The sequence below is a fragment of the Pseudomonas sp. 2957 genome, from assembly GCF_031456345.1.
GTDB lineage: Bacteria > Pseudomonadota > Gammaproteobacteria > Pseudomonadales > Pseudomonadaceae > Aquipseudomonas > Aquipseudomonas siliginis.
The window spans coordinates 90,501-114,385 of record NZ_JAVDUL010000001.1 but is presented as its reverse complement, the minus strand read 5'-3'; the positions used below and the strand labels follow the sequence as shown (position 1 = coordinate 114,385).

Here is a 23,885-nt window from a genome sequence, read left to right as displayed (position 1 = left end):
GGGTGCAGCACCCGCCCCCGCGGGCAAAAATTCGACAAGACGTCACAAGGCCAATCAAGCAGTGCTTAGAGCCTAGTCGACAACGGGGGATCTTGGGGGGTTCCAGAAAAGATCGCAGCCTTCGGCAGCTCCAACAGAGGAATGCGATCCCCTGTAGGAGCTGCCGAAGGCTGCGATCTTTTGATCTTCAGCGCGGTTCGATATGAGCAATCATCAGCTGCACAGTCTCGTTGCCACGAAACTCGTTAACGTCGAGCTTGTAAGCCAGTTCAACCCATTGAATCGTCGGGTTCGGCCACACATCGCGATCAATGCCAAACGCGATGCCATCGAGCTTCACCGAACCGCATTCGCTTTTCAGCACCACTTTCAAATGCCGTTCGCCGACCACGCGCTGCTCGACCAGTTGAAACACACCGTGAAACAGCGGCTCGGGAAAATGCTGCCCCCACGGCCCGGCGTGGCGCAAGGCGCGGGCCAGTTCGAGATGAAACTCTTCAACGGCCAGCGTGCCATCTGAAAGCATCCGCCCAGTGAGGTCTTCTTCGCGAAGTTGCCTACGCACTTCAGCGTCAAATGCCTCGGCGAACAGCGGAAAATTCTCCTGCGGCAAGGTCAGACCAGCGGCCATCGCGTGGCCACCATATTTGGCGATCAGGTTCGGATGCTGCGCCGCGACCACACTCAGCGCATCGCGAATATGGAAGCCCTGCACCGAGCGACCGGAGCCCTTGAGCAGACCATCACCGGCATCGGCGAAGGCAATGGTCGGGCGGAAATAGCGCTCTTTCATGCGCGAGGCGAGGATGCCGATCACGCCCTGATGCCACTCCGGATCGAACAGGCACAGACCAAACGGCATCGACTCGACCGGCAAATCCTTGAGCTGCGCCAGCGCTTCACGCTGCATGCCCTGCTCGATGGATTTGCGATCCTGGTTCATGCCGTCCAGTTGCGCAGCCATTTCCCGCGCCAGATTGGCGTCGGCCGTGAGCAGGCATTCGATGCCCAGGCTCATGTCGTCCAGACGTCCGGCGGCGTTCAGGCGCGGGCCGACGATGAAACCCAGGTCGGTGGAAGTGATCCGCGCAGCCTCTCGCTTGGCGACTTCGAGAATCGCCTTGATCCCCGGCCGTGCCCGGCCGGCGCGAATCCGCTCCAGCCCTTGATGCACAAGAATGCGGTTGTTGGCATCCAGCGGCACCACGTCGGCGACGCTGCCCAGCGCCACCAGATCGAGCAGTTCGCCGATGTTCGGTTGTGGCTTGCTCTCGTACCAGCCGAGGCTGCGCAGACGCGCGCGCAACGCCATGAGTACGTAAAAGATCACCCCGACGCCGGCCAGCGCTTTGCTCGGAAATTCGCAGCCCGGCTGATTCGGATTGACCAGCGCATCAGCCTGCGGCAGTTCATCGCCGGGCAAATGGTGATCGGTGATCAACACCTTCAGTCCGGCGCGCTTGGCCGCCGCGACGCCTTCGACACTGGAAATACCATTGTCGACGGTGATCAATAATTGCGGTTCACGGGTCAGCGCGACTTCGACGATTTCCGGCGTCAGGCCGTAGCCGTATTCGAAGCGGTTCGGCACCAGGTAATCGACATGCGCGGCGCCCAACAGGCGCAGACCGAGGACACCGACAGTGCTGGCGGTGGCGCCGTCCGCGTCGAAGTCGCCGACGATCAGAATGCGCTGGCGTTGCTCCAATGCCGTCACCAGCAGGTCAACCGCCGCATCGATGCCTTTGAGCTGCTGGAACGGGATCAAGCGCGCCAGACTTTTGTCCAGCTCCGCCTCCGACTGCACGCCCCGCGCCGCGTACAGGCGGGTCAGCAGTGGCGGCAGATCACCGAGGAAAGGCAACGTGGCAGGCAATTCACGAGGTTCGATACGCATGGGGCGACGGAGGCTTCTCTTTGATTCGTGGGAAATATCAGCGGTGTCGCGACCTCAGCCGCGCTCACCTTGCAGCCATTGCAACTGGACTTCGTGCTGACCGCGATCGTCGGTGACGAAGATCGTGCCTTCGCTGATCATCACGTCCCACTTGATGACGCGGGGCATGTCCTTGGCCAGGGTCTCCAGCACTTCTTGCGGGACGGCGGCGATGTTGACGTTTTTCAGGTTCTTGATCGCCGGGATCACCTTGGTTTCCCACACACGCAGGCTGCCGTAGGCCAGCAGGCTGGTGCGTTCGGTGCGGCGCGAGCACCAGGTCAGGCGATCGGCATCCGGCTGGCCGACTTCGATCCAGTGCAGGACACGGTCGTCCAGGCTCTTTTCCCACAAGGCCGGTTCATCCACGTCTGACAGACCACGGCCGAACGACAGCTGCTCGTTGTACCAGAGCGCGTAGGCCAGCAGCCGCACAGTCATGCGTTCTTCGGTCTCCGAAGGATGACGGGCGATGGTCTGCTTGACGCTTTCGTAGACGCTGCGGTCGAGGTCGGTGAGGTTCAGTTCGAATTTGTAGGTAGTGGACGGCTGGGCCATGAACGGGCTTCTTGATACGAGGAAAGTCGGCAAGTCTAACCGATGCCACAGGCAATCATCGAATTGATGGCAATCAAGCTGCGGCGTCTGACAGTCGGCTATGTTAAAACCCTGTATCCGCTCAGCCTTGTCCTACAGGATTTCGCATGCCGTTCACCAGCAAACCGCTCTCGGGTCTGAAAGTCATTGAATTGGGTACGTTGATCGCCGGTCCGTTTGCCTCGCGCATTTGCGGCGAATTCGGCGCCGAAGTGATCAAGATTGAATCGCCTGACGGCGGCGATCCCCTGCGCAAATGGCGCAAGTTGTACGAAGGCACCTCGTTGTGGTGGTTTGTCCAGGCGCGCAACAAGAAGTCGCTGACCCTCAATCTGAAACACCCCGACGGCTTGGCGATCCTGAAACAGCTGCTTAGCGAAGCCGACATCCTCATCGAGAATTTTCGCCCCGGCGTACTGGAAAAACTCGGTCTGAGCTGGGAAACCCTGCACGCCCTGAACCCGAAACTGGTGATGGTGCGCCTGTCCGGTTTCGGTCAGACCGGGCCGATGAAAGATCAGCCCGGCTTCGGCGCGGTCGGCGAATCCATGGGCGGCCTGCGGTACATCACCGGTTTCGAAGACCGGCCACCGGTGCGTACCGGGATTTCCATCGGTGATTCGATTGCCGCGCTGTGGGGCGTGATCGGTGCGCTGATGGCGCTGCGTCATCGCGAGGTCAATGGCGGGCTGGGCCAAGTGGTCGACGTTGCGCTGTATGAAGCTATCTTCGCGATGATGGAAAGCATGGTGCCGGAGTTCGACGTGTTCGGTTTCATCCGCGAGCGCAGCGGCAACATCATGCCGGGCATCACGCCCTCTTCGATCCACACCAGCGCCGACGGCAAGCATGTGCAAATCGGCGCCAATGGTGATGCAATCTTCAAACGCTTCATGCTCGTGATTGGCCGCGCAGATCTTGCCAACGACCCGGTGCTGGCCAGTAACGACGGGCGTGACAGTCGCCGGGACGAGTTGTATGGCGTGATTGATCGCTGGGTCAATTCCTTACCGCTGCAGACCGTTCTCGACTTGCTCAATCAGGCCGACGTACCGGTCAGCCGGATCTTCAGCGCCGAGGACATGTTCAACGATCCGCAATACCTGGCGCGGGAGATGTTCCTGCATGCCAAGCTGCCGGACGGCAAGGACTTCAAGATGCCCGGCATCGTGCCGAAGCTGTCGGAAACGCCGGGCTCGTCCGAATGGGTCGGACCGCAGCTTGGCGAACACAATGCGCAGGTGCTTGGCGATCTGGGCTACGACGCGGCGCAAATCGCTCGGCTGCGCGAAGACGGGGCCATTTGAGCAACGCTGGAGGTTTGGTTTTCGAGCAAAAAGCTGTGCACAGGGCAAACGCCGGGCAAAAGAAACCCCGAGAAGTGGGGAGACGACTCGGGGTTAAACGGGGTCTGCTTCGAGACCCGTAGCAGCAAGCGACAAGCACCGGAGCACAATGCTTGATCCTGCTGTTATTGGGTCTGACTGACAGGGATGCAGGAAGGTTCCCACAAAAAATATTTCATCTTTACAGGGCCGGACGCTTGTCCAGAGCTGCATTGCGCAACGCCGCAATGACGCAGGGTTCCAGCCGCCCTTCGGCGATCATCACGTCACGGTGCAGACCGTCCACCACGTCGGTCAGCAAGCGCTTGTCGCTCAACTGGGCCTGATTGAATTCGCGTTCCACCACAATGGCGCCGCTGCTGTTCTTCAGCGTCACCAGACATTCACCATGGCTGCCGCGAGGGGTCAGCGTCACCTGATACGGGCTCAGAGCCTCACCGAGCAATAGACTGATACTTTCCATCTCGATCTCCACTCAATAGTCCGAAAACACAGTGCCTGGGGCGTGTTCACATTAAATGACCACCGGCCCGAGAAGAAAGTTCTGCCTGTCACGTTCCGACCTTGCAGGACCGTGTCTGACAGAGCATGCATGGCGAAGATGACAGAAAAATATTCGCCGGTATCAGGCCTCGATGAGTGCCTGCGCAGCGACCAGGTAGCTGTCCAGCAGACCTCGCATCAATACCGCCGAAACCGGTGTCTGCAGACGCCCCAGCAGGCGCAGGCGTTGTTGACGAAGCACCGGCTCCAGGTCACTCAACAAACTCTGCGCGACCGAGCCCAGCAGAATCAGGGCACGCGCCTCATGGTGCGCCGCCAGGTGATGAATCAATGCCAACCCATCGCCACCTTTGAGCTGCGGATCGCAAATGGCGATATCGACCGCACCGCGATGCCCCAGTGAAGACAAGGCTGACGCCAGCGAAGGCGCGGTCAATACGTCGTAGATGCCGATGGCATTGAGCATTTGATGCAATGCCATCAGCTGGAACGGGTTGGGTTCAAGAATCAGGACTTTAAGCGAGCGCATGGGCGACCTCTGGAGCGATCATCGCGGACTCTCACCGCAGGTGTCGTTCACTCTAGGGCAGGCGTCTTAAGCCTCCCATCAGAAAAGTAGCCGCGTCTTGCAGGACATTTCCCTTCTTTACTGCAGACAGCGGCACCCGCTCTCGGTCCGACGCTGGGTGATGTCGGTCCAGCCGCCCAACAAGCCGCGCAATTTGCCGTCGCCGCTGTAAAACGGCACGGTCCACTGATAAACCTCGCGAGGCCCGCCCTTGAACAGCAGTTGACGTTTGCTGAAGCGCGACTTGCGGGTTTGCAACTGGGCGATGAATTCGTCGTGGAGCATCCGCGCGGTGGTTTCCGGAAACGCATCGACTTCGATCAGCAAGCGTCCCTGCATCTGGTCCTGGCGCACCGACAGCGCCTCTTCGTAACTGCGATTGCAGATGATCAAACGCCCGTGCAGATCACGGACAAACACCGGATCCGGCATCGAATCGATCAGGGCGTGCTGAAAGGCCAGTTGATCACCCAACTCCTTTTCCGCCGCGCAGCGCAGCTTGATCACGGCCGCCAGGCGCCGGTTCCACACCAGCGACAGCATTCCGAAAACGCCGATTCCCCCCATCGCCCAGCATGCCCACTCGACCAGGCGCTTCCACACGGAGGGCACGGGCGGCGGCGAAACGCCTGCCAGCCACTTGAGACGAATCGCCCGCAACTCCGCAGCAGGGAAAGCTTCCAGCGCCTTGTTGAGAATACTCAGTAGTTGCGGCATGCCTTTTCGTACAGCCAGATGATCGGCTTCCCACTTGCCCTCTACCAGAGCACCGACCTTGAGCATGCCCAACGGATAGAGCTGCGCGCCGATTTCGTTTTCGATGGTTGCGTAGGCTTCCCCACTCTCGACCAGCGCCCGCGCTTCGGCGTAGGTTTTCACCGAGCGTATTTCAATCGACGGATAATCGCGCCGAATCGCATCCTCCAGGGCATGACGGGCGGGCAGCACCAGAACGCGCTTCGCCAGTTGCTCGAAAGACTCCACCCTCGGGGCATTGGCATGTCCGACAAACACCCAGCCAGCCCCTCCGAAAGCATGACTGAAATCGAGAAACGCCTTGCGTTCATCGCTCATGGCCAACGTCGTACTGATGTCCGCGACCCCGCTTTGCAGGCGATCAAGCATATGGTCGGTAGAGAACGATTCCTGGTGCTCGAATTGCAGTCCGGTCATTGCGCTGACCCGCTTGAGCACATCGTTGTTCAGACCGCTCCACTGGCCGTGTTCGTCCTGAAACAGGTACAGCGGATATTGCACCGATGCCACCGTTACTCTGGGGTTGTCACGGATCCATTGCCGCTCGTGCGCATCCAGCTCGACAGCCGGCACATTGCCCGACGCATTGGCCTGATCGAGTGCCATCTGCGCTGCCACGCCGCTGTGCATCCATCCCAGCACCGCCAACAAAAACAACCAGCCCAGTGCCGGTTTCAAACCTCTGTAAAACAGCATTGCCATTTCCTTCGTGATCGACTCACCCGTCCTTCGTGGGTGAAAACCCGAGCAGTGTGGCAGCAGAAACAAAAAAGCCCGTCAGGAGACGGGCTTCAAAATGTGACAGCTTTTACTGGCTTAGAGTGGCTTGCCGCGGTTGCCATGCTGGCTGACAAAGGCTTGCACGGCTTTCAGGTCGTTTGGCAGAACCGTGCAACGCTCGCTTCGCTCAAACAAATCAGAAAGATGTGCAGGTAGTTCGAGCGCTTTTCCTACACCCGCTTTCTCCACTGCCTCAGGAAACTTGACCGGATGGGCAGTGCCCAGAATCACCATCGGGATATCCAGACTGCGACGGCATTCGCGCGCAGCTTTCACACCGATGGCAGTGTGCGGGTCGAGGACTTCACCGGTTTGCTCGTAGACGTCGGCGATGGTTTCGCAGGTCTGCGCATCGTCCACCGCCAGCGAATCGAACAGCTTGCGTGCTTCGGTCCAGCGTTCTTGTTCGACGCTGAAACTGCCGTCCTTTTTGAACGAGTCCATCAGGCCGGCAATCGCCGCACCGTTTCGACCGTGCAGGTCGAACAGCAGGCGCTCGAAGTTCGACGAAACCATGATGTCCATCGACGGCGACAGCGTTGCGTGCAGGGTTTCCTTGACGTACTGGTTGCCGCTCATGAAGCGGTGCAGGATGTCGTTGCGGTTGGTCGCCACGATCAACTGATTGATCGGCAGGCCCATGTTGCGCGCCAGGTAGCCGGCGAAGATGTCGCCGAAGTTGCCGGTCGGTACCGAGAACGACACCGAACGCGCCGGACCGCCCAACTGCAGGGACGCATGGAAGTAGTAAACGATCTGGGCCATGATCCGCGCCCAGTTGATCGAGTTCACCGCCACCAGACGCGTGCCTTTGAGGAAGCTCTGGTCGGCGAAGCTGTTCTTGACCATTTCCTGGCAGTCATCGAAGTTGCCTTCGATGGCGATGTTGTGGATGTTCTCGCCGAAGATTGTCGTCATCTGCCGACGCTGCACTTCAGACACTCGTTGGTGCGGATGCAGGATGAAGATATCGACGTTTTCACAGTGCTTGCAGCCTTCGATGGCCGCAGAACCGGTGTCACCAGAGGTGGCACCGACAATCACCACGCGCTCGCCGCGCTTTTCCAGCACGTAATCGAGCAGACGACCGAGCAGTTGCAGGGCGAAATCCTTGAACGCCAGGGTTGGGCCGTGGAACAGCTCAAGCACCCATTCATTACCGTTCAACTGACGCAGTGGCGCAACGGCGCTGTGGGCGAACACACCGTAGGTTTCTTCGAGGATCTTCTTGAAATCGGCATCCGGGATGCTGCCGGTGACAAACGGGCGCATCACCCGGAAGGCCAGTTCGTGATAAGGCAGGCCAGCCCAGGAAGCGATCTCTTCCTGAGTGAAACGTGGCAGGTTTTCCGGGACGTACAGACCGCCATCGGTCGCCAGACCGGCCAGCAGGACCTCTTCGAAATTCAGGGCCGGGGCCTGGCCGCGAGTACTGATATATCGCATTTTTTTCAAACCTTCGGTTTGAGCTGCAAGCTGCAAGCTGCAAGTCGCAAGTAAAAGCCAGACTGCTTCTCTCTTGCCGCTTGCAGCTCGAAGCTTGCCGCTGCTTTTAGTTCAAATGTTCGACACGGATCCGTACAACCGGGCCGTCGACGCCAGCCAGAGCTTCCAGCGCGGTGATCGCATCATTGATGCGTTGCTCGACCACGCGGTGGGTCAGCAGGATCATCGGCACCAGGCCGTCATGCTCTTCGACTTCCTTCTGCATGATCGATTCGATATTGATGCCGCGCTCCGACAGGATGCTCGCCACCTGAGCCAGTACGCCCGGGTGGTCCTTGGCGTGAATGCGCAGGTAGTAAGCGCTTTCGCAGGCTTCGATCGGCAGGATCGGATGCGCCGACAGTGAGTCCGGCTGGAAGGCCAGGTGCGGTACACGGTTTTCCGGGTCGGAAGTCATCGCGCGAACCACGTCGACCAGATCGGCGATCACCGACGAAGCGGTCGGCTCCATGCCAGCGCCAGCGCCATAGAACAGCGTCGAACCGGCCGCATCACCGTTGACCATGACGGCGTTCATCACGCCGTTGACGTTGGCGATCAGGCGATCGGCCGGAATCAGCGTCGGGTGCACGCGCAACTCGATGCCGGCGTCAGTGCTGCGCGCCACACCCAAGTGCTTGATGCGATAGCCCAGCGCTTCGGCGTAGTTGACGTCGGCAGTGGTCAGTTTGGTGATGCCTTCGGTGTACGCCTTGTCGAATTGCAGCGGAATACCGAAGGCGATAGACGCCAAAATGGTCAGCTTGTGCGCGGCATCGATGCCTTCGACGTCGAAGGTCGGATCGGCTTCGGCGTAACCCAGCGCTTGCGCTTCGGCGAGCACGTCTTCGAACGTACGACCTTTTTCGCGCATTTCGGTGAGGATGAAGTTGCCGGTGCCGTTGATGATCCCGGCAACCCAGTTGATGCGGTTGGCGGACAGGCCTTCGCGGATCGCCTTGATCACCGGAATGCCACCGGCCACCGCCGCTTCGAATGCCACGATCACGCCTTTCTCGCGTGCCTTGGCGAAAATCTCATTACCGTGAACGGCTATCAGCGCCTTGTTCGCGGTGACCACATGCTTGCCATTCTCGATGGCCTTGAGTACCAGCTCGCGGGCAACGGTGTAGCCGCCCATCAGCTCTATGACGATGTCGATCTCAGGGTTCGTGGCCACTTCGAAGACATCGTTGGTAATCGCAATACCGGTCGTCTGGAACTGAGGCTTTGGCGTGCGCGTGGCAATTTGCGCCACTTCGATTCCACGCCCGGCACGACGAGCAATTTCCTCGGCGTTGCGCTGAAGTACGTTGAAGGTACCGCCACCGACGGTCCCTAACCCACAGATGCCTACTTTGACCGGATTCACTGTGAACTCCCCATGAAACGGCCGACACAGGGTCGGCCGGAAAACAACCGCGTGCTCGCGGCTCTCTGTTGATGGCCCGGCGCTGCTGCTGCCGGACCACGATCGTCAACGGTTACCCGTGACGATGCGAATTACTTCGCGCCCAGTGCCAGTTTGGCGACTTGTGGCGCCGGCTGGTAGCCCGGAATGACCTGGCCGTCGGCCAAAACGATGGCCGGTGTACCGTTCACGCCGATCGACTGACCTAGCGCGAATTGCTTGGAAACCGGGTTATCGCACTTGGCGGCTTTGATTTCCTTGCCATCGACCATTTTGTCCATGGCGGCTTTCTTGTCTTTCGAGCACCAAACCGCTTGCAGCTGTTCGTCGCCAGGCGAATTCAGGCCCTGGCGCGGGAACGCCACGTAGCGCACTTCGATGCCGCGCTTGTTCAGCTCGGGCACTTCGGCATGCAGTTTGTGGCAGTACGGACAGGTGGTGTCGGTGAACACGGTGATGTGCGATTTGGTCTCGCCCACGGCCGGGTAGACCACGGTTTCGGCCACCGGGATGGCATTGATCAGTTTGGAAATGCCCAGGCGTTCGGTCTTCTCGGTCAGGTTGACCGGTTTGCCATTCGCGAGCTGGTACAGGTTGCCCTGCACGATGTACTGGCCATCGGCACTGGCGTACAGCACGCGGCTGCCTTTGAGTTTGACTTCGTACATGCCAGGCAACGGGCTGGCACTGATGCTTTCGACCGGAACCTCGAGTTCGAGTTTTTCCAGGCTTTGACGAATGGCTTTGTCAGCCGCGTCGTCGGCGACGGCAAAGGTGCTCACCAGCGCAATAGCGGCGGCGGCGAAAATCTGGGTCAGACGCATGAGTACTCCTGAGGGCGGGCCAATGAAACGATCAGAACGCCCGTGCGAAACACCGGGTCATAACCGTCCATCGTGCAAACCGGCAAAGCCTAACACATAAGGTCACGAGGGCCGAATGCGCCTGTCGCCACACACTCATGTGCAACTGACACATCTTCATGCTTGTACAGTTGACCCACAACCACATGTGGCTGACACACATTATTGTGGCGAGGGGATTTATCCCCGCCGGGTTGCGAAGCAGCCCTAAACCATCCACCGCGATCTTTCAGTCAAAATCGAGCCAGCCGGGTTTGCGACTGCTGCGCAGCCGAACGGGGATAAATCCCCTCACCACAGGTAATTCTCTCAACATGGAAGCCTGCCTTAGCCGCGAGGGTGGTGTTTCGCGTGCAGATCCTGCAAGCGGGCGCGGGCGACATGGGTATAGATCTGCGTCGTAGAGAGGTCGCTGTGCCCGAGCAGCATCTGCACCACGCGCAAGTCCGCGCCGTGGTTGAGCAGGTGCGTGGCAAATGCGTGGCGCAAGGTATGCGGCGACAGCGACTTGCTGATCCCGGCGACCTTGGCCTGATGCTTGATCCGATGCCAGAACGTCTGCCGGGTCATCTGCTCGCCGCGCTGGCTGGGGAACAGCACATCGCTGGGACGGCCACCGAGCAACTCGCCACGACCATCACGCATATAGCGCTCGACCCACACAATCGCCTCCTCGCCCATCGGCACCAGACGCTCCTTGCTGCCCTTGCCCATCACCCGCAATACGCCTTGGCGCAGGTTGACCTGCTCCAGTGTCAGGCTGATCAGTTCGGTCACGCGCAGGCCACAGGCATACAGCACTTCCAGCATCGCGCGGTCACGCTGACCGATGGCTTCACTCAGGTCCGGTGCCTTGAGCAGCGCTTCGACATCGGCTTCCGATAGCGATTTGGGCAACGGCCGGCCCAGTTGCGGCATGTCGACGCGCAACGTCGGCTCGACGCTGATCAGTTTTTCCCGCAACAGATAGCGATAAAAGCCACGCACCCCGGAGAGAAATCTCGCGGTGGAGCGCGGCTTGTAGTTTTGCTCCAGCCGCCACGCCAGGTGATCGAGGATCAATTCGCGACCGGCATTGATCAGCTCGAGATTTTTCTCCTGCAACCAGCCGTTGAACAGCGCGAGGTCGCTGCGATAGGCGTCGCGGGTGTTGTCGGACAGGCCTTTCTCCAGCCATAAAGCGTCGAGGAATTGATCAATCAGCGGATGGTCGATGGCAGGCATGGGTGCTCAGGGCAGGGCTTTTTCAAGCTGCGTGCAAATAGAGAATAAAGGCGCGCTAGTCTTTCATAGCCGGCCAGATCAAGAAACAGGCAGCTTCATTGAATGAGGCGTGTCAGATTGATCCGGTAAATCGCAGGCAACAAAAAAGCAGCCCGTAGGCTGCTTTTTTCTGCATCGGAAGCTGGGCTTAAGCCAGTTTTTCCTTGATGCGTGCTGCTTTACCCGACAGGTCGCGCAGGTAGTACAGCTTGGCTTTACGTACGTCACCGCGACGTTTAACAGCCATGCTGTCGATCTGCGGGGAGTAGGTCTGGAAAGTACGTTCTACGCCAACACCGTTGGAGATTTTACGAACGGTGAACGCACTGTTCACGCCGCGGTTACGCTTGGCGATTACAACGCCTTCGAACGCTTGCAGACGGGAACGATCGCCTTCCTTCACTTTCACCTGAACGACAATAGTGTCGCCTGGGGCGAAGGTAGGGATTTCTTTGCTCATCTGCTCTGCTTCGAGTGCAAGGATGATTTTGTTGGTCATGCTGTGCTCCTAAGGTAAATCGTTCGATCTACCATCGATACGTTGTTAACTATCGTCCCGCTCGCGGATGTATTCCTCGAGCAGCTTCTTCTCTTCTCCAGAAAGCGAGCGGCTTTCCAGAAGATCGGCGCGTCGTTCATAGGTCCGACCAAGGGACTGCTGTAAACGCCAACGCCGGATATGCGCGTGATTGCCACTCAGCAACACGTCGGGAACACGCTGATCCGCATACACCTCCGGTCGGGTGTAGTGCGGGCAATCCAGCAGACCATCCGTAAAGGAATCTTCCTCAGCGGAATCCGCATGCCCTAAAGCTCCAGGCAGCAGTCGTGTAACCGCATCGATCAGGACCATGGCCGGCAGCTCGCCGCCAGACAGTACATAGTCGCCAATCGACCACTCTTCATCGACATGAGCCTCAATAAAGCGCTCGTCAATGCCTTCGTAGCGGCCGGCAATCAGGATCAATGCATCCGATTGTGCCAGCTCGCGTACCGCCGACTGAGTCAGTTGACGGCCTTGGGGGGACAGGTAAATCACCTTCGCCGCCTCCCCGGCTGCTGCCTTGGCCTGAGCCAGCGCATCTTCCAGGGGCTTGATCTTCATCACCATGCCCGGACCACCGCCAAACGGGCGATCGTCCACAGTGTGATGCCGATCCGTCGTGTAATCTCGCGGATTCCAACAGGTCAGCTGCAAGAGCCCCTGTTTGACCGCACGACTGGTGATGCCGTAATCGCCAATGGCGGAAAACATCTCGGGAAACAAACTGATCACTTCTACGCGCAAGTTAGCCACGTTCAGAAGTCCGCGTCCCAATCCACCTTCATCTCGCCCGCTTCCAGGTCGACGGCCAACACGCATTGCTCCGTATAGGGCAACAGGCGTTCGCGATCATCCAGGCTGCCAGCGCAAGGCTTGACGACCATTACATCATTGGCGCCGGTTTCCAGAAGATGATCGATTTTCCCGAGCAGTTGCCCGAGGGTGTCGATGACCTTCAGACCTTCCAGCTGGTACCAGTAGTACTCGCCTTCGGTCAATTCAGCGAACAGGTTGCGCGGCACGCAGATCTCATAACCGGCCAGAAGACGAGCTTCTTCACGATCATCGAGACCCTTGAGCTTGGCGACCAGGAACTTGTCGCTCCCGCGTCCACTGACCAGCTCGACCTGTTTGACATTGCCTTCGCGCTTGAGCGTCCAGGTTTTGTACTGCAACAGGTTTTCAGTCGGATCAGTAAAGGAATAAACCTTCACTTCGCCGCGAACGCCATGAACAGAATAAATTTTGCCAATAACGATCAAATCATCGGCAGGGGCTGGCGTCGCGTTCATATTGCTCAGGCCGCAGCCTTGGCAGATTCCTTCAACAACTGAGCAACGCGCTCAGAAGGTTGTGCACCAACGCTCAGCCAGTAGGCAACGCGCTCTTGGTTCACGGACAGACGGATTTCCTGACCACGGGCAACAGGGTTGAAGAAACCAACCTGTTCTTTGTGGGAGCCGTCACGCGGGTTACGCGAGTCGGTTACGGTCAGGTGGTAAAACGGGCGCTTTTTGGAGCCGCCAAGGGCAAGACGGATTGTTAGCATGTGAACATCGTTCCTGTAGTCGGTGCTGCAAATCTAAATGCACAGCGGGCATGGGTGCCCGAAAGGCCGCATATTCTAAGGAATATCCGGACTTTTGCAAATGACTTTTTCCGGCGCCCATGGCATGCCGTGCAGATTTGCATAGAGAGCCGTCGTTAAAAACGGCCAGTCAGCTCCCGCCGAGTGCGGGTTTGCTGTTGATCCTGCGTCCTTGCAGGGTCTGCGCCGGTGCGACGACCGGCGAAGTCTTGGTGTCCTGTCTCACATTTTCGGCATGCCGCCGCCGGGCAACATACCGCCCATGCCGCGCATCATTTTCGCCATACCGCCCTTGGCGGTGAATTTCTTCATCATCTTCTGCATCTGCTTGTGCTGCTTGATCAAGCGGCCGATGTCCTGCACCTGCGTGCCGGAACCCATGGCGATCCGGCGCTTGCGCGAACCGCTGATCAGCTCAGGGTCGCGGCGCTCGGCCGGGGTCATGGAATTGATGATGGCTTCCATCTGCTTGAACTGCTTCTCTGCGGCGTTCTGGGCATTGCCCATCTGCGACAGGTTGACGCCGCCGATGCTCGGCAGTTTGTCCATGAGCCCGCCGAGGCCGCCCATGTTCTTCATTTGTTGCAGCTGATCGCGGAAGTCTTCGAGGTCGAAGCCCTTGCCCTTTTTCAGCTTCTTGGCCAGTTTGTCGGCCTTGTCCTTGTCCAGCGTCGCTTCAGCTTGTTCGATCAGGCTGAGCACGTCGCCCATGCCGAGGATGCGCGAGGCGATACGCTCAGGGTGGAACGGATCGAGCGCTTCGCTCTTCTCGCCCATACCGATGAACTTGATCGGCTTGCCGGTGATGGCACGCACCGACAGCGCGGCACCGCCACGGGCGTCGCCGTCGACCTTGGTCAGGATCACACCGGTCAGCGGCAGCGCATCGCCGAACGCCTTGGCCGTGTTGGCGGCGTCCTGACCGGTCATCGCGTCGACCACGAACAGGGTTTCGACCGGGTTGATCGCGGCGTGCAGCGCCTTGATCTCGCCCATCATCTCTTCGTCGATGTGCAGACGACCGGCGGTGTCGACGATGACCACGTCGATGAATTTCAGTTTGGCTTCTTTAATAGCCGCATTGGCGATGTCGACCGGCTTCTGGCTCAGGTCGGACGGGAAGAACGTCACGCCGATGTCGTTGGCCAGGGTTTCCAGCTGCTTGATCGCGGCCGGACGGTAAATGTCCGCAGACACGACCATGACCGACTTCTTCTTGCGCTCTTTAAGGAAGCGCGCCAGCTTACCGGCAGTGGTGGTTTTACCCGCGCCCTGCAGACCGGCCATCAGAATCACGGCTGGCGGAACGGCACTCAGGTTGAGGTCTTCGTTGGCCGCGCCCATCAGGCTTTCGAGTTCGGCCTGGACGATCTTCACGAACGCCTGGCCCGGCGTCAGGCTGCGCGACACCTCGGTGCCAACAGCGCGCTCCTTGACCGAATTGACGAAGTCCTTGACCACCGGCAGTGCGACGTCAGCTTCGAGCAACGCCATGCGCACTTCACGCAGGGTGTCTTTGATATTGTCCTCGGTCAGCTTGGCCTTGCCGGTGACATGGCGCAGCGTCTGCGAGAGACGGTCGGTTAAGTTTTCAAACATTGCGCGATCCTTTCAGGCCCTGTACGAACCGGGATAATGGCGGCCCAGACCGGAATCAACATGTGCTCGGCGAGCCTGCGGCGTGGGCAGGTCGCGGATTATAGCGAAGACTGCGGCCGGCGGACACCTCGCTGTCAGCTTGCGGAGTCTTTCGTGCCGTGCCGGTTCTATGCCAAACTCAGCGCCTTTCGGGCTCGCCTAACAGGATTTATGCTCCCCTTGTCACCCAGTTTGCTGACCACCCTCGCCGCCGCCCTGCTCTATGCCGCTGCGACCGTCTATCAAAGTACCCGCCTGGCCACCGGCGCCAAGGCGAACAAGCGCCTGCTGGTCAGCCTCGGCGTATTCGCCGTGCTCGCCCACGGCGCCAGCCTGCTTACACATCTATTGACCCCGATCGGCCTCGGTCTGGACTTCTTCAGCGCGTCCAGCCTTATCGCCGCTGCGGTGATTGCCCTGACTCTGCTGGCCTGTTCGCGGATCCCGGTGGAAAACCTGCTGGTGCTGCTGTTCCCGCTCGGTGCGATCACGGTATTGCTGGCGCAGTTCGCGCCGACCGGCACAGTGCAGATCATCGACGAAGAGCCGGGCATTCTCGCGCACATTCTATTGTCGATCCTCGCCTACGGCATGTTCACCATCGCCGTGTTCCAGGCGTTGCTGCTGCTGGTTCAGGACCATCAGCTCAAGCACAAGCACCCGTCCGGACTGATCAAGAACTTCCCGCCCCTGCAAACCATGGAAAGCCTGCTGTTCGGCTTTCTCTGGGCCGGCTGGACGCTGCTGTCGCTGTCGCTGATTTCCGGTTGGCTGTTCGTTGAGAATCTGTTCGCCCAGCATCTGGTGCACAAGACCCTGCTGGCCTGTCTGGCATGGATCGTCTTCAGCGTGCTGCTGTGGGGTCGCAACCGACTGGGCTGGCGCGGCCACAAGGCGATTCGCTGGACCCTCGCTGGTTTCTGCCTGCTGATGCTGGCGTACTTCGGCAGCAAACTGGTTCGTGAATACATACTGCACATCTGACGGGCGGCATAAATGGACGGTTTGCCCATAGGGCCGATGCTCGCGGTATTTGTCCTGCTGATCTTATGGTCAGGGCTGTTTACCGCCGTCGAAATCGCGCAGCAGCACCTGCTCGCGCAACGGATCGCCTCGCGCGCCAGCGACAAGCCGCTGGCGAAGCTGAGCTTCCCGCTCGACAGCCTGATCCTCTGCAACACCCTGTGCCGCGCCCTCGCGGTGATCCTCGCGACGCTGCTGGCGATTTTTCTCTGCGAAGAAAATGGCCCGTGGGCGGCCTGCCTGGGCGCCGGTGCCATCCTGCTGGTGTTCGCCGATTATTTCCCGCGCACTTTGGCCCGGCGCTATCCCGACGCCGTGCTGGCGTTCGGCAATGCCCTGCTGGCCGTACCGATGAAAATCGTCTACCCGTTCGCGTGGCTGTTCAGCCGGGTCAGCGCTTTGCTGCTGACCCCGTTCACGCGCAAGGCTCAGGTGGTGCAACAGAGCGAGGACGAGTTGCCGGCCGATCACGATGATGATCCCGAACATCCGGTCCGCGCCCACCCGGTGTCGGGCATTCATGCGCTGGACAACATCACGGTCAACGACATTCTGGTGCCGCGCAGTGACGTCGACGGCATCAACCTCGACGATCCGATCGAAGAGATCATCGAGCAACTGCGCGAGAACAAGCGCACGCGTCTGCCGGTGTTTCACAGTGACATCAATCAGGTCGAAGCGGTGCTCAACACTCGCCAGATCGGCCATTTGCTGAGCAACGGTGGATTGACCCGCGAGGCACTGCTGGCCGCCAGCTACGAGCCCTACTTCGTCCCGGAAAGCACGCCGCTGCAACTGCAACTGCTGAACTTCCACAAGCAGCAACGCCGTCTCGGCATGGTCGTGGACGAGTACGGTGAAGTGCTGGGCATCGTCACCCTTGAAGACATTCTCGAAGAAATCGTCGGCGAATTCGAAAGCGAGCACAGCCTCGACAATCCGCACATTCATCCCCAGGCCGACGGTCGCATGGTGATCGATGGCGCCGCGTCGATCCGCGACCTGAACAAGTGCCTGGGCTGGCACCTGCCGAGCGACGGGCCGAAGACCCTGAACGGCCTGGTCACCGAAGCGCTGGAAACCATTCCGGAAAGCGCGGTGTGCCTGAAGATCGGGCGTTATCGACTGGAAATCCTCGAGACCGAGGAGAACCGGGTGAGCAAGGTGCTGATCTGGCTGACCTCATCGGTGCCTGCTCTGGTGCCTGCTCGATAGAAGATCAAAAGATCGCAGCCTTCGGCAGCTCCTACCCTGCGATCTTTTGCGCTTGTTTGATCGTTAGCCCCCTTCCTATAATCGAGGCGCTTACCCAAGCGCCGTCGATCCCTGTGCCTACCCGGCACTGCCCGGATCCTGACTGTTTCCGCTGCAAACCGACGACTGTTCCTACTCGAAACAGCGCTCGCGCCCTACCCCACATCCCTGGGTGTTCGACCATAATAATTCGCTCCACTGGAGCTCATGACTGTCAGGGATCACCGCATGACGACCCATACCGCTTACAGCGAAACCGCGCCTGCCCAGCCGACCAATTCCGCCACCCGCGTGGCCACGGCAAGCTTCATCGGCACCGCCATCGAGTTCTACGACTTCTACGTTTATGCCACTGCTGCGGCGCTGGTGATCGGGCCGGTGTTCTTTCCGCAGACCTCCGGCACGGCGCAGATGCTTTCGGCGTTTCTCACTTTCGGCATTGCCTTCCTCGCCCGACCACTGGGTTCGGCATTGTTTGGCCACTTCGGCGACCGTATCGGCCGTAAATCGACGCTGGTCGCCTCGCTGCTGTTGATGGGCGTGTGCACCACCTTGATTGGCGTGCTACCGGGCTACGACAGCATTGGTGCCTGGGCGCCGATTCTGCTGTGCGTGCTGCGTTTCGGTCAGGGCCTGGGCCTTGGCGGCGAATGGGGCGGTGCGGCGCTGCTGGCCACGGAAAACGCGCCGAAGGGCAAACGCGCCTGGTTCGGCATGTTCCCGCAGCTCGGGCCATCGATTGGTTTTCTTGCGGCCAACGGCCTGTTCCTGACCCTGGCGATGACCCTGAATGATGAACAGTTCCGCAGCTGGGGCTGGCGCATTCCGTTTCTGCTCAGCGCGGCGCTGGTGATGGTCGGCCTGTATGTGCGCCTCAAATTGCATGAAACGCCAGTGTTCGCCAATGCGATCGCCCGTCAGGAGCGAGTGAAAGTGCCGCTGGTCGAGTTGTTCAGCCAATACTGGGCGCCGACCTTGCTCGGTGCGGCGGCGATGGTGGTCTGCTATGCGCTGTTCTACATCTCGACGGTATTTTCCCTGAGCTACGGCGTGGCCACGCTGGGTTATAGCCGCGAAACGTTCCTGGGCCTGCTGTGCTTTGCCGTGTTGTTCATGGCTGCAGCGACGCCATTATCCGCTTGGGCCAGCGACCGTTACGGGCGCAAACCGGTGCTGATTATCGGTGGCGTGCTGGCGATTCTGTCCGGGTTCCTGATGGAACCGTTGCTGACGCAGGGCTCGACCTGGGGCGTGGCGCTGTTTCTGTGCATCGAGTTGTTTTTGATGGGCGTGACATTCGCACCGATGGGCGCGCTGTTGCCTGAGCTGTTTCCGACCCACGTGCGTTATACCGGCGCATCAGCGGCGTACAACCTGGGCGGCATCGTCGGGGCCTCGGCGGCGCCGTTCTTCGCGCAGAAACTGGTGGCGATGGGCGGGTTGAGCTATGTCGGCGGGTATGTGTCGGCGGCAGCGGTGTTGAGCCTGATCGCGGTGTTGTGTTTGAAGGAGACGCGCAATAACGATCTGAATCAGGTTGCCTGACAGAAGATCAAGAGCTTCGCGAGCAGGCTCGCTCCCACAGGGTTTTGGGATTGGTCACAGATTCTCTGTTCACCCAATCCCATGTGGGAGCGAGCCTGCTCGCGAATGGATGCCGCGACCCGGTTTACAGCTCGACAACAACCGCCTGCGACGCACGGGTCGCCTTGGCGCGAGCAGCCTCGATCGACTCATCCCGCGCCAGCGCCACGCCCATGCGGCGCTGACCGTTCACTTCCGGCTTGCCGAACAGACGCAGCGCGGTATCCGGCTCGCTCAACGCAGCGCCCAGATTGGCGAATGCGGTCTGGGTCGACTGGCCTTCAACCAGAATCACTGCCGACGCCGACGGGCCGAACTGACGGATCAGCGGTACCGGCAGGCCGAGAATGGCGCGGGCATGCAGGGCAAACTGCGACAGGTCCTGAGAGATCAGCGTCACCAGCCCGGTGTCATGCGGCCGTGGCGAAACTTCGCTGAACCACACCTGGTCGCCCTTGATGAACAGCTCGACGCCGAACAGACCACGACCTCCCAGCGCTTCAGTCACAGCTTTGGCAACACGCTCGGATTCAGCCAGAGCAATCGGGCTCATGGCCTGCGGCTGCCAGGATTCCTGATAGTCGCCCTTCTCCTGACGGTGACCGACCGGTGCGCAGAACGTGGTGCCGCCAATGTGGCGCACGGTCAGCAGGGTGATTTCGTAATCGAAATCGATGAAGCCTTCGATGATCACCCGACCTTTGCCGGCGCGACCGCCCTCTTGCGCGTAATCCCAGGCTTTTTGCACATCATCGGCGCTGCGCAGCAGGCTCTGACCCTTGCCCGACGAACTCATTACCGGCTTGACCACGCAGGGGAAACCCAGGTCCTGAACGGCTTTGCTGTAGTCCTCGAAGGTGTCGGCAAAGTGGTACGGCGAAGTCGGCAGATCCAACTCTTCGGCAGCCAGACGACGGATGCCTTCGCGGTTCATGGTCAGTTGCGCCGCACGCGCGGTCGGAATTACGGTGAAGCCTTCGGCTTCCAGCTCGACCAGCGTGGCGGTGGCGATGGCTTCGATTTCCGGCACGATGAAGTGCGGCTTCTCGGCTTCGATGACTGCACGCAGGGCGGCGCCGTCGAGCATGTTGATCACGTGGCTGCGATGGGCGACTTGCATGGCCGGCGCGTTGGCGTAGCGGTCGACGGCAACCACTTCAACGCCCAGGCGCTGCAGTTCGATTACCACTTCCTTGCCCAACTCACCACAGCCACACAGCAATACGCGGGTCGCGGTTGGCGACAATGGAGTTCCGATACGGGTCATCTCAGGTCCTCAAAGGAAGCGGATCATCGAGGAAAGCCACGCAGGTGCGCTTTCCATGGGGAGAAAGCGCGGCATTTTACATGAACCCGAGGGTTTGGCTTCAGCTGGCGACAGCCTGTTTGCGATCACGCCAGGCCATGATCAGCCAGACGGCGGTGACGCCGGCGAACTTCGAGGCCAGCGCGGTGATGATCACCGGCGGCGTCAAGGCGTCGATCATGCCGAAGAAGATGAAGGTATCCAGTGGAATACTCAGCGCCGAACTGATCCACAGACGATCACGCAATGGCCGCTTGGTGATGCTGAACACCAGCCAGTCGATGCACTCGGAGACCGCGAACGCCGTGGCGCTGGCCAGCGCGATGGAAGGGTCGGACGTGATGTAGGAAAGCACCAGCGCCGCCAGCATCGCCACGATCGCGCCGTGACCGAAGCGCGTTTGCACCATGTCGCGCAGCACGAACACCAGCCCGCCCCAGGCCGACCAGATGATGTCCAGGTGCGGTGCGGTGGAAAAGGCGAAGTTGATCAGCACGACGCTGCTGATGTAGGCGATGAGAAAGATCATGGTGGCGGCCTGTCGATTTGGCGCACAGGTTACTTGAGCGCCGGTATTGCGCCAATAGGTGCGGTGACAGGACCGACGTCTTCGCGAGCAGGCTCGCTCCCACAGTGGAACGCATTTTCAAGGTGGGAGCGAGCCTGCTCGCGAAAGCGGTGGTTCAGACGCCTGACTTCGCGGGAATCATCCAGACCAATCCACTCGCCTTCGCCCGTTCATGACACAACCCCAGCACCACGCGGCGCTCGTCATTGTTCATGCGGCCCCAGCGGGTGATCTCCGCGACCGTGCGCTGGCACCCGGTACAAACGTCATCTTCGTCCAGCGCGCAGATATTCACGCACGGCGAGGCGACTGGTCGTTCAACAGTCGTCATTGTTCCTGCTCGACCAGATCGCGGGCGTAACGCTGCGAGTTATGCACATAGTGCGCGGCGCTGGCTTCGAGCATCTTTTTCTGCGCCTCGGTCAGTTCACGCACTACCTTGCCCGGCGAGCCCATCACCAGCGAACCGTCGGGAATTTCCTTGCCTTCGCCGATCAGGGAATTGGCGCCGATGATGCAGTTCTTGCCGATCTTCGCGCCGTTGAGAATCACCGCGTTGATACCGATCAGGCTGTAATCGCCGACCGTGCAGCCGTGGAGCATGGCGTTGTGGCCGATGGTCACGCCGGTACCGATGGTCAGTGGATAGCCCATGTCGGTGTGCATCACCGTGCCGTCCTGCACATTGCTGTTCTTGCCGATGAGGATCAGTTCGTTGTCGCCGCGCAACACAGCGTTGAACCAGACGTTGGCGCCCTCTTCCAGGCGGACCTTGCCCACCAGTACGGCATTGGGCGCGACCCAGCTCTGCGGATGGGTTTCGACACGGGCGTCGCCCAGGCGGTATTTCATTTTGTTTTCCTCGGGCTCACGGCCGTTCGAACGACGGCTCAGGTATCGATAAAACTTTTCGGCGGTCGGTGCAGGCTGATTTTGGCGTCATAGAGCAGGTTGATCAACTCGACGATCATGATCGCCGTCAGGCCCCAGATCTTGTACTCGCCGAAGCGATAGCTCGGCACGTACCAGCTGCGGCCCTGATAGTCGATGCGATGGGTATGCTCACGCGGGTCCTTGCGGAAGAATTCCAGCGGTACGCTGAAGACGGCGGCGATCTCGGCATCGTTGGGCTGGTATTCGACAAAGTCGGGAATCACCCCGACATACGGCGTTACCTTGATGCCGTGCAGGGAAATCAGCGGACTCAGCGGGCCGATGACTTCGACCAGACCCGGCGGCAGGCCGATTTCTTCTTCGGCTTCGCGCAGCGCGGTGAAGATCAGGTCCGGGTCTTCCGGGTCGCGGCGTCCACCAGGGAAGGCGACCTCGCCGCCGTGGGTCGAAAGCCCGCTGGCGCGCAGGGTCAGGACCAGTTCCGGTTCGTCACTGCGGGTGATCGGCACCAGCACGGCGGCTTCGGGAAAACGTGCGTCGGTCTCCAGCGTGCGCGGTGTGTGGTTGCTTACCCTATGCAGTAGCTCGTCCAGCATGAGTGTTCTCGATCGGTGCCTTGCTCCGCATCATGCACCAATCAAAGCGAGCGCCCAAGCCCCCGAAACCCGTCGTGTCGCGAAACGACAACTTGCCGACCGGCCCCGCTGCACGCCAAGATAGGCGCAGCATTCAGGAACCCGAGCATGAAATTTTGCAGCCACTGCGGTAACCCGGTCACCCAGCGCATTCCCGAAGGCGACTCGCGGCTGCGATTTGTCTGCGACAGCTGTCAGACCATTCACTACCAGAATCCCAATATCGTCGCCGGTTGCGTGCCGACCTGGGGGACGAAAGTGCTGCTCTGCCGCCGCGCCATCGAGCCGCGTCTCGGTTACTGGACGCTACCTGCCGGCTTCATGGAAAACGGCGAGACCATCGAGCAGGCCGCCATCCGCGAAACGGCTGAAGAAGCCTGCGCCCGGGTGCGCAACCTGAGCATTTACACGCTGATCGACGTGCCGCACATCAGCCAGGTGCATGTGTTCTTCCGCGCCGAACTGGCCGATCTGCAATACGCGGCCGGGCCGGAAAGCCTTGAAGTGCAGCTGTTCGAAGAAGCCGACATTCCTTGGGACGAGCTGGCTTTCCGCACGGTCGGGCGTACCTTAGAATGCTTCTTCGCTGATCGGCGCGTCGAGAAGTATCCGGTTCGTTCGGAATCGATTCCGCCATTGGTTCAGCCGGTGATTGTTGGCTAGAAGATCAAAAGATCGCAGCCTTCGGCAACTCCTACCTAAAACCTGATTGCGTCACTCCCTGGGGAATCGTTTCAATGCGTTGGTTGCTTGCCCTGTTCTGCCTGTCGTTCGTCAGCGTTTCGCAAGCGTCATTCGTGACCACCGTGACGCCCTCGAACACTCCACTGATCGAAAAAGTCCTGGTACTCAAATCAGCCCACCAACTGCAGCTGATTGCCGACGGCAAGCCGCTGAAGACCTATCGCATTTCCTTGGGCAAGGGCGCGAAGAAAGGGCCGAAACTGATCGAGGGCGACAAACGCACACCCGAAGGTTTCTATTGGATCGACTGGCGCAAGACCAGCGAGAAATTCAACCTGTCGATGCACATTTCCTACCCGAACATCAGCGATGCCGCCCGCGCGCGTCGTGAAGGCGTTGAGCCTGGCGGGATGATCATGATCCACGGCACCCCGGACTCGGCAGACAATCCGGAACAGCTGTTCCATACCCTCGACTGGACCGACGGCTGCATCGCCATGCGCAACGTCGACATGCGTGAAGTTTGGAATCTGGTACCGGACGGCACGATGATCGAGATTCGTCCGTAACCTCGACCGCTGGTCACCGCAAAAAAAATAAATCAAAAGATCGCAGCCTGCGACGGCGCCTACAGGGGTGATACCACTCTCAACTGTAG

25 protein-coding genes are annotated in these 23,885 nt (G+C 59.8%); 6 read left to right on the top strand and 19 right to left on the bottom strand.

Annotation, left to right across the window (positions count from 1 at the left end; genetic code table 11):
• Nucleotides 1-187: 187 nt before the first annotated feature.
• Complete coding sequence (gene recJ, locus J2Y39_RS00485; protein ID WP_056783131.1) at nt 188-1,897, bottom strand: single-stranded-DNA-specific exonuclease RecJ; 1,710 nt, start codon at nt 1,895-1,897, stop codon at nt 188-190.
• A gap of 54 nt (nt 1,898-1,951) precedes the next feature.
• On the bottom strand, nt 1,952-2,494 hold the full coding sequence (locus tag J2Y39_RS00480) for a YaeQ family protein (RefSeq protein ID WP_007908961.1): 543 nt from the start codon (nt 2,492-2,494) through the stop codon (nt 1,952-1,954).
• Nucleotides 2,495-2,640: 146 nt separating this feature from the next.
• Here J2Y39_RS00480 and J2Y39_RS00475 point away from each other — a divergent pair, with 146 nt between their 5' ends.
• Nucleotides 2,641-3,840 (top strand): CaiB/BaiF CoA-transferase family protein, encoded by a 1,200-nt coding sequence (locus J2Y39_RS00475; protein ID WP_310214378.1) that lies wholly within the window; start codon nt 2,641-2,643, stop codon nt 3,838-3,840.
• A gap of 220 nt (nt 3,841-4,060) precedes the next feature.
• Here the strand turns inward: J2Y39_RS00475 and J2Y39_RS00470 are convergent, their stop codons facing one another.
• The 12 genes from J2Y39_RS00470 to ffh form a co-directional block, all read right to left on the bottom strand.
• Nucleotides 4,061-4,342, bottom strand: coding sequence for a DUF3509 domain-containing protein (locus tag J2Y39_RS00470; protein WP_016771530.1), 282 nt, complete (start codon nt 4,340-4,342; stop codon nt 4,061-4,063).
• Nucleotides 4,343-4,504: 162 nt separating this feature from the next.
• Complete coding sequence (locus J2Y39_RS00465; protein ID WP_305382278.1) at nt 4,505-4,912, bottom strand: response regulator; 408 nt, start codon at nt 4,910-4,912, stop codon at nt 4,505-4,507.
• A gap of 117 nt (nt 4,913-5,029) precedes the next feature.
• Entirely contained in the window at nt 5,030-6,403 is a 1,374-nt protein-coding gene (locus J2Y39_RS00460; protein WP_095180449.1) for a transporter substrate-binding domain-containing protein, read from the bottom strand.
• A gap of 120 nt (nt 6,404-6,523) precedes the next feature.
• Nucleotides 6,524-7,933 (bottom strand): threonine synthase, encoded by a 1,410-nt coding sequence (gene thrC, locus J2Y39_RS00455; protein ID WP_310214373.1) that lies wholly within the window; start codon nt 7,931-7,933, stop codon nt 6,524-6,526.
• A gap of 106 nt (nt 7,934-8,039) precedes the next feature.
• On the bottom strand, nt 8,040-9,344 hold the full coding sequence (locus tag J2Y39_RS00450; RefSeq protein ID WP_024011722.1) for a homoserine dehydrogenase: 1,305 nt from the start codon (nt 9,342-9,344) through the stop codon (nt 8,040-8,042).
• Nucleotides 9,345-9,475: 131 nt separating this feature from the next.
• Complete coding sequence (gene dsbC, locus J2Y39_RS00445; protein ID WP_016771534.1) at nt 9,476-10,207, bottom strand: bifunctional protein-disulfide isomerase/oxidoreductase DsbC; 732 nt, start codon at nt 10,205-10,207, stop codon at nt 9,476-9,478.
• A gap of 366 nt (nt 10,208-10,573) precedes the next feature.
• A complete protein-coding gene (gene xerD, locus J2Y39_RS00440) occupies nt 10,574-11,470 on the bottom strand; it encodes a site-specific tyrosine recombinase XerD (protein ID WP_310214370.1) in 897 nt (298 codons plus the stop codon).
• A gap of 187 nt (nt 11,471-11,657) precedes the next feature.
• A complete protein-coding gene (gene rplS, locus J2Y39_RS00435; protein WP_041478196.1) occupies nt 11,658-12,008 on the bottom strand; it encodes a 50S ribosomal protein L19 in 351 nt (116 codons plus the stop codon).
• Between the two features lie 45 nt (nt 12,009-12,053).
• Entirely contained in the window at nt 12,054-12,806 is a 753-nt protein-coding gene (trmD, locus tag J2Y39_RS00430; protein WP_038860625.1) for a tRNA (guanosine(37)-N1)-methyltransferase TrmD, read from the bottom strand.
• 2 nt (nt 12,807-12,808) lie between these two features.
• Entirely contained in the window at nt 12,809-13,345 is a 537-nt protein-coding gene (rimM, locus tag J2Y39_RS00425; protein ID WP_016771538.1) for a ribosome maturation factor RimM, read from the bottom strand.
• Nucleotides 13,346-13,350: 5 nt separating this feature from the next.
• Complete coding sequence (gene rpsP / locus J2Y39_RS00420) at nt 13,351-13,602, bottom strand: 30S ribosomal protein S16 (RefSeq protein ID WP_003185073.1); 252 nt, start codon at nt 13,600-13,602, stop codon at nt 13,351-13,353.
• A gap of 261 nt (nt 13,603-13,863) precedes the next feature.
• Nucleotides 13,864-15,240, bottom strand: coding sequence for a signal recognition particle protein (gene ffh / locus J2Y39_RS00415; protein WP_007967791.1), 1,377 nt, complete (start codon nt 15,238-15,240; stop codon nt 13,864-13,866).
• Between the two features lie 210 nt (nt 15,241-15,450).
• Between ffh and J2Y39_RS00410 the strand changes: the two genes are divergently transcribed.
• The 3 genes from J2Y39_RS00410 (at nt 15,451) to J2Y39_RS00400 (ending at nt 19,101) form a co-directional block, all read left to right on the top strand.
• Nucleotides 15,451-16,263 (top strand): inner membrane protein YpjD, encoded by an 813-nt coding sequence (locus tag J2Y39_RS00410; protein WP_016771539.1) that lies wholly within the window; start codon nt 15,451-15,453, stop codon nt 16,261-16,263.
• 12 nt (nt 16,264-16,275) lie between these two features.
• Nucleotides 16,276-17,517 (top strand): CNNM domain-containing protein, encoded by a 1,242-nt coding sequence (locus J2Y39_RS00405; protein ID WP_310214366.1) that lies wholly within the window; start codon nt 16,276-16,278, stop codon nt 17,515-17,517.
• Nucleotides 17,518-17,784: 267 nt separating this feature from the next.
• On the top strand, nt 17,785-19,101 hold the full coding sequence (locus J2Y39_RS00400) for an MFS transporter (protein WP_310214364.1): 1,317 nt from the start codon (nt 17,785-17,787) through the stop codon (nt 19,099-19,101).
• A gap of 124 nt (nt 19,102-19,225) precedes the next feature.
• Here J2Y39_RS00400 and purT read toward each other — a convergent pair whose 3' ends face one another.
• The 5 genes from purT to J2Y39_RS00375 all read right to left on the bottom strand — a co-directional run bounded on the left by purT (nt 19,226) and on the right by J2Y39_RS00375 (nt 22,504).
• Complete coding sequence (gene purT, locus J2Y39_RS00395; protein ID WP_150742857.1) at nt 19,226-20,407, bottom strand: formate-dependent phosphoribosylglycinamide formyltransferase; 1,182 nt, start codon at nt 20,405-20,407, stop codon at nt 19,226-19,228.
• Nucleotides 20,408-20,507: 100 nt separating this feature from the next.
• The gene (locus J2Y39_RS00390) at nt 20,508-20,975 is read right to left on the bottom strand and encodes a VUT family protein (protein WP_016771544.1); all 468 of its coding nucleotides are present in this window, start codon (nt 20,973-20,975) and stop codon (nt 20,508-20,510) included.
• Between the two features lie 154 nt (nt 20,976-21,129).
• A complete protein-coding gene (locus J2Y39_RS00385) occupies nt 21,130-21,345 on the bottom strand; it encodes a DUF1289 domain-containing protein (RefSeq protein WP_039759143.1) in 216 nt (71 codons plus the stop codon).
• On the bottom strand, nt 21,342-21,866 hold the full coding sequence (locus J2Y39_RS00380) for a gamma carbonic anhydrase family protein (RefSeq protein ID WP_016771546.1): 525 nt from the start codon (nt 21,864-21,866) through the stop codon (nt 21,342-21,344). The genes J2Y39_RS00385 and J2Y39_RS00380 overlap by 4 nt, the downstream gene beginning before the upstream one ends.
• A 38-nt stretch (nt 21,867-21,904) precedes the next feature.
• A complete protein-coding gene (locus J2Y39_RS00375; RefSeq protein WP_016771547.1) occupies nt 21,905-22,504 on the bottom strand; it encodes a CoA pyrophosphatase in 600 nt (199 codons plus the stop codon).
• Between the two features lie 147 nt (nt 22,505-22,651).
• Here J2Y39_RS00375 and J2Y39_RS00370 point away from each other — a divergent pair, with 147 nt between their 5' ends.
• Complete coding sequence (locus tag J2Y39_RS00370; protein WP_056783116.1) at nt 22,652-23,206, top strand: NUDIX hydrolase; 555 nt, start codon at nt 22,652-22,654, stop codon at nt 23,204-23,206.
• Nucleotides 23,207-23,280: 74 nt separating this feature from the next.
• Nucleotides 23,281-23,796, top strand: coding sequence for a murein L,D-transpeptidase family protein (locus tag J2Y39_RS00365; protein ID WP_217852193.1), 516 nt, complete (start codon nt 23,281-23,283; stop codon nt 23,794-23,796).
• Nucleotides 23,797-23,885 lie beyond the last annotated feature (89 nt).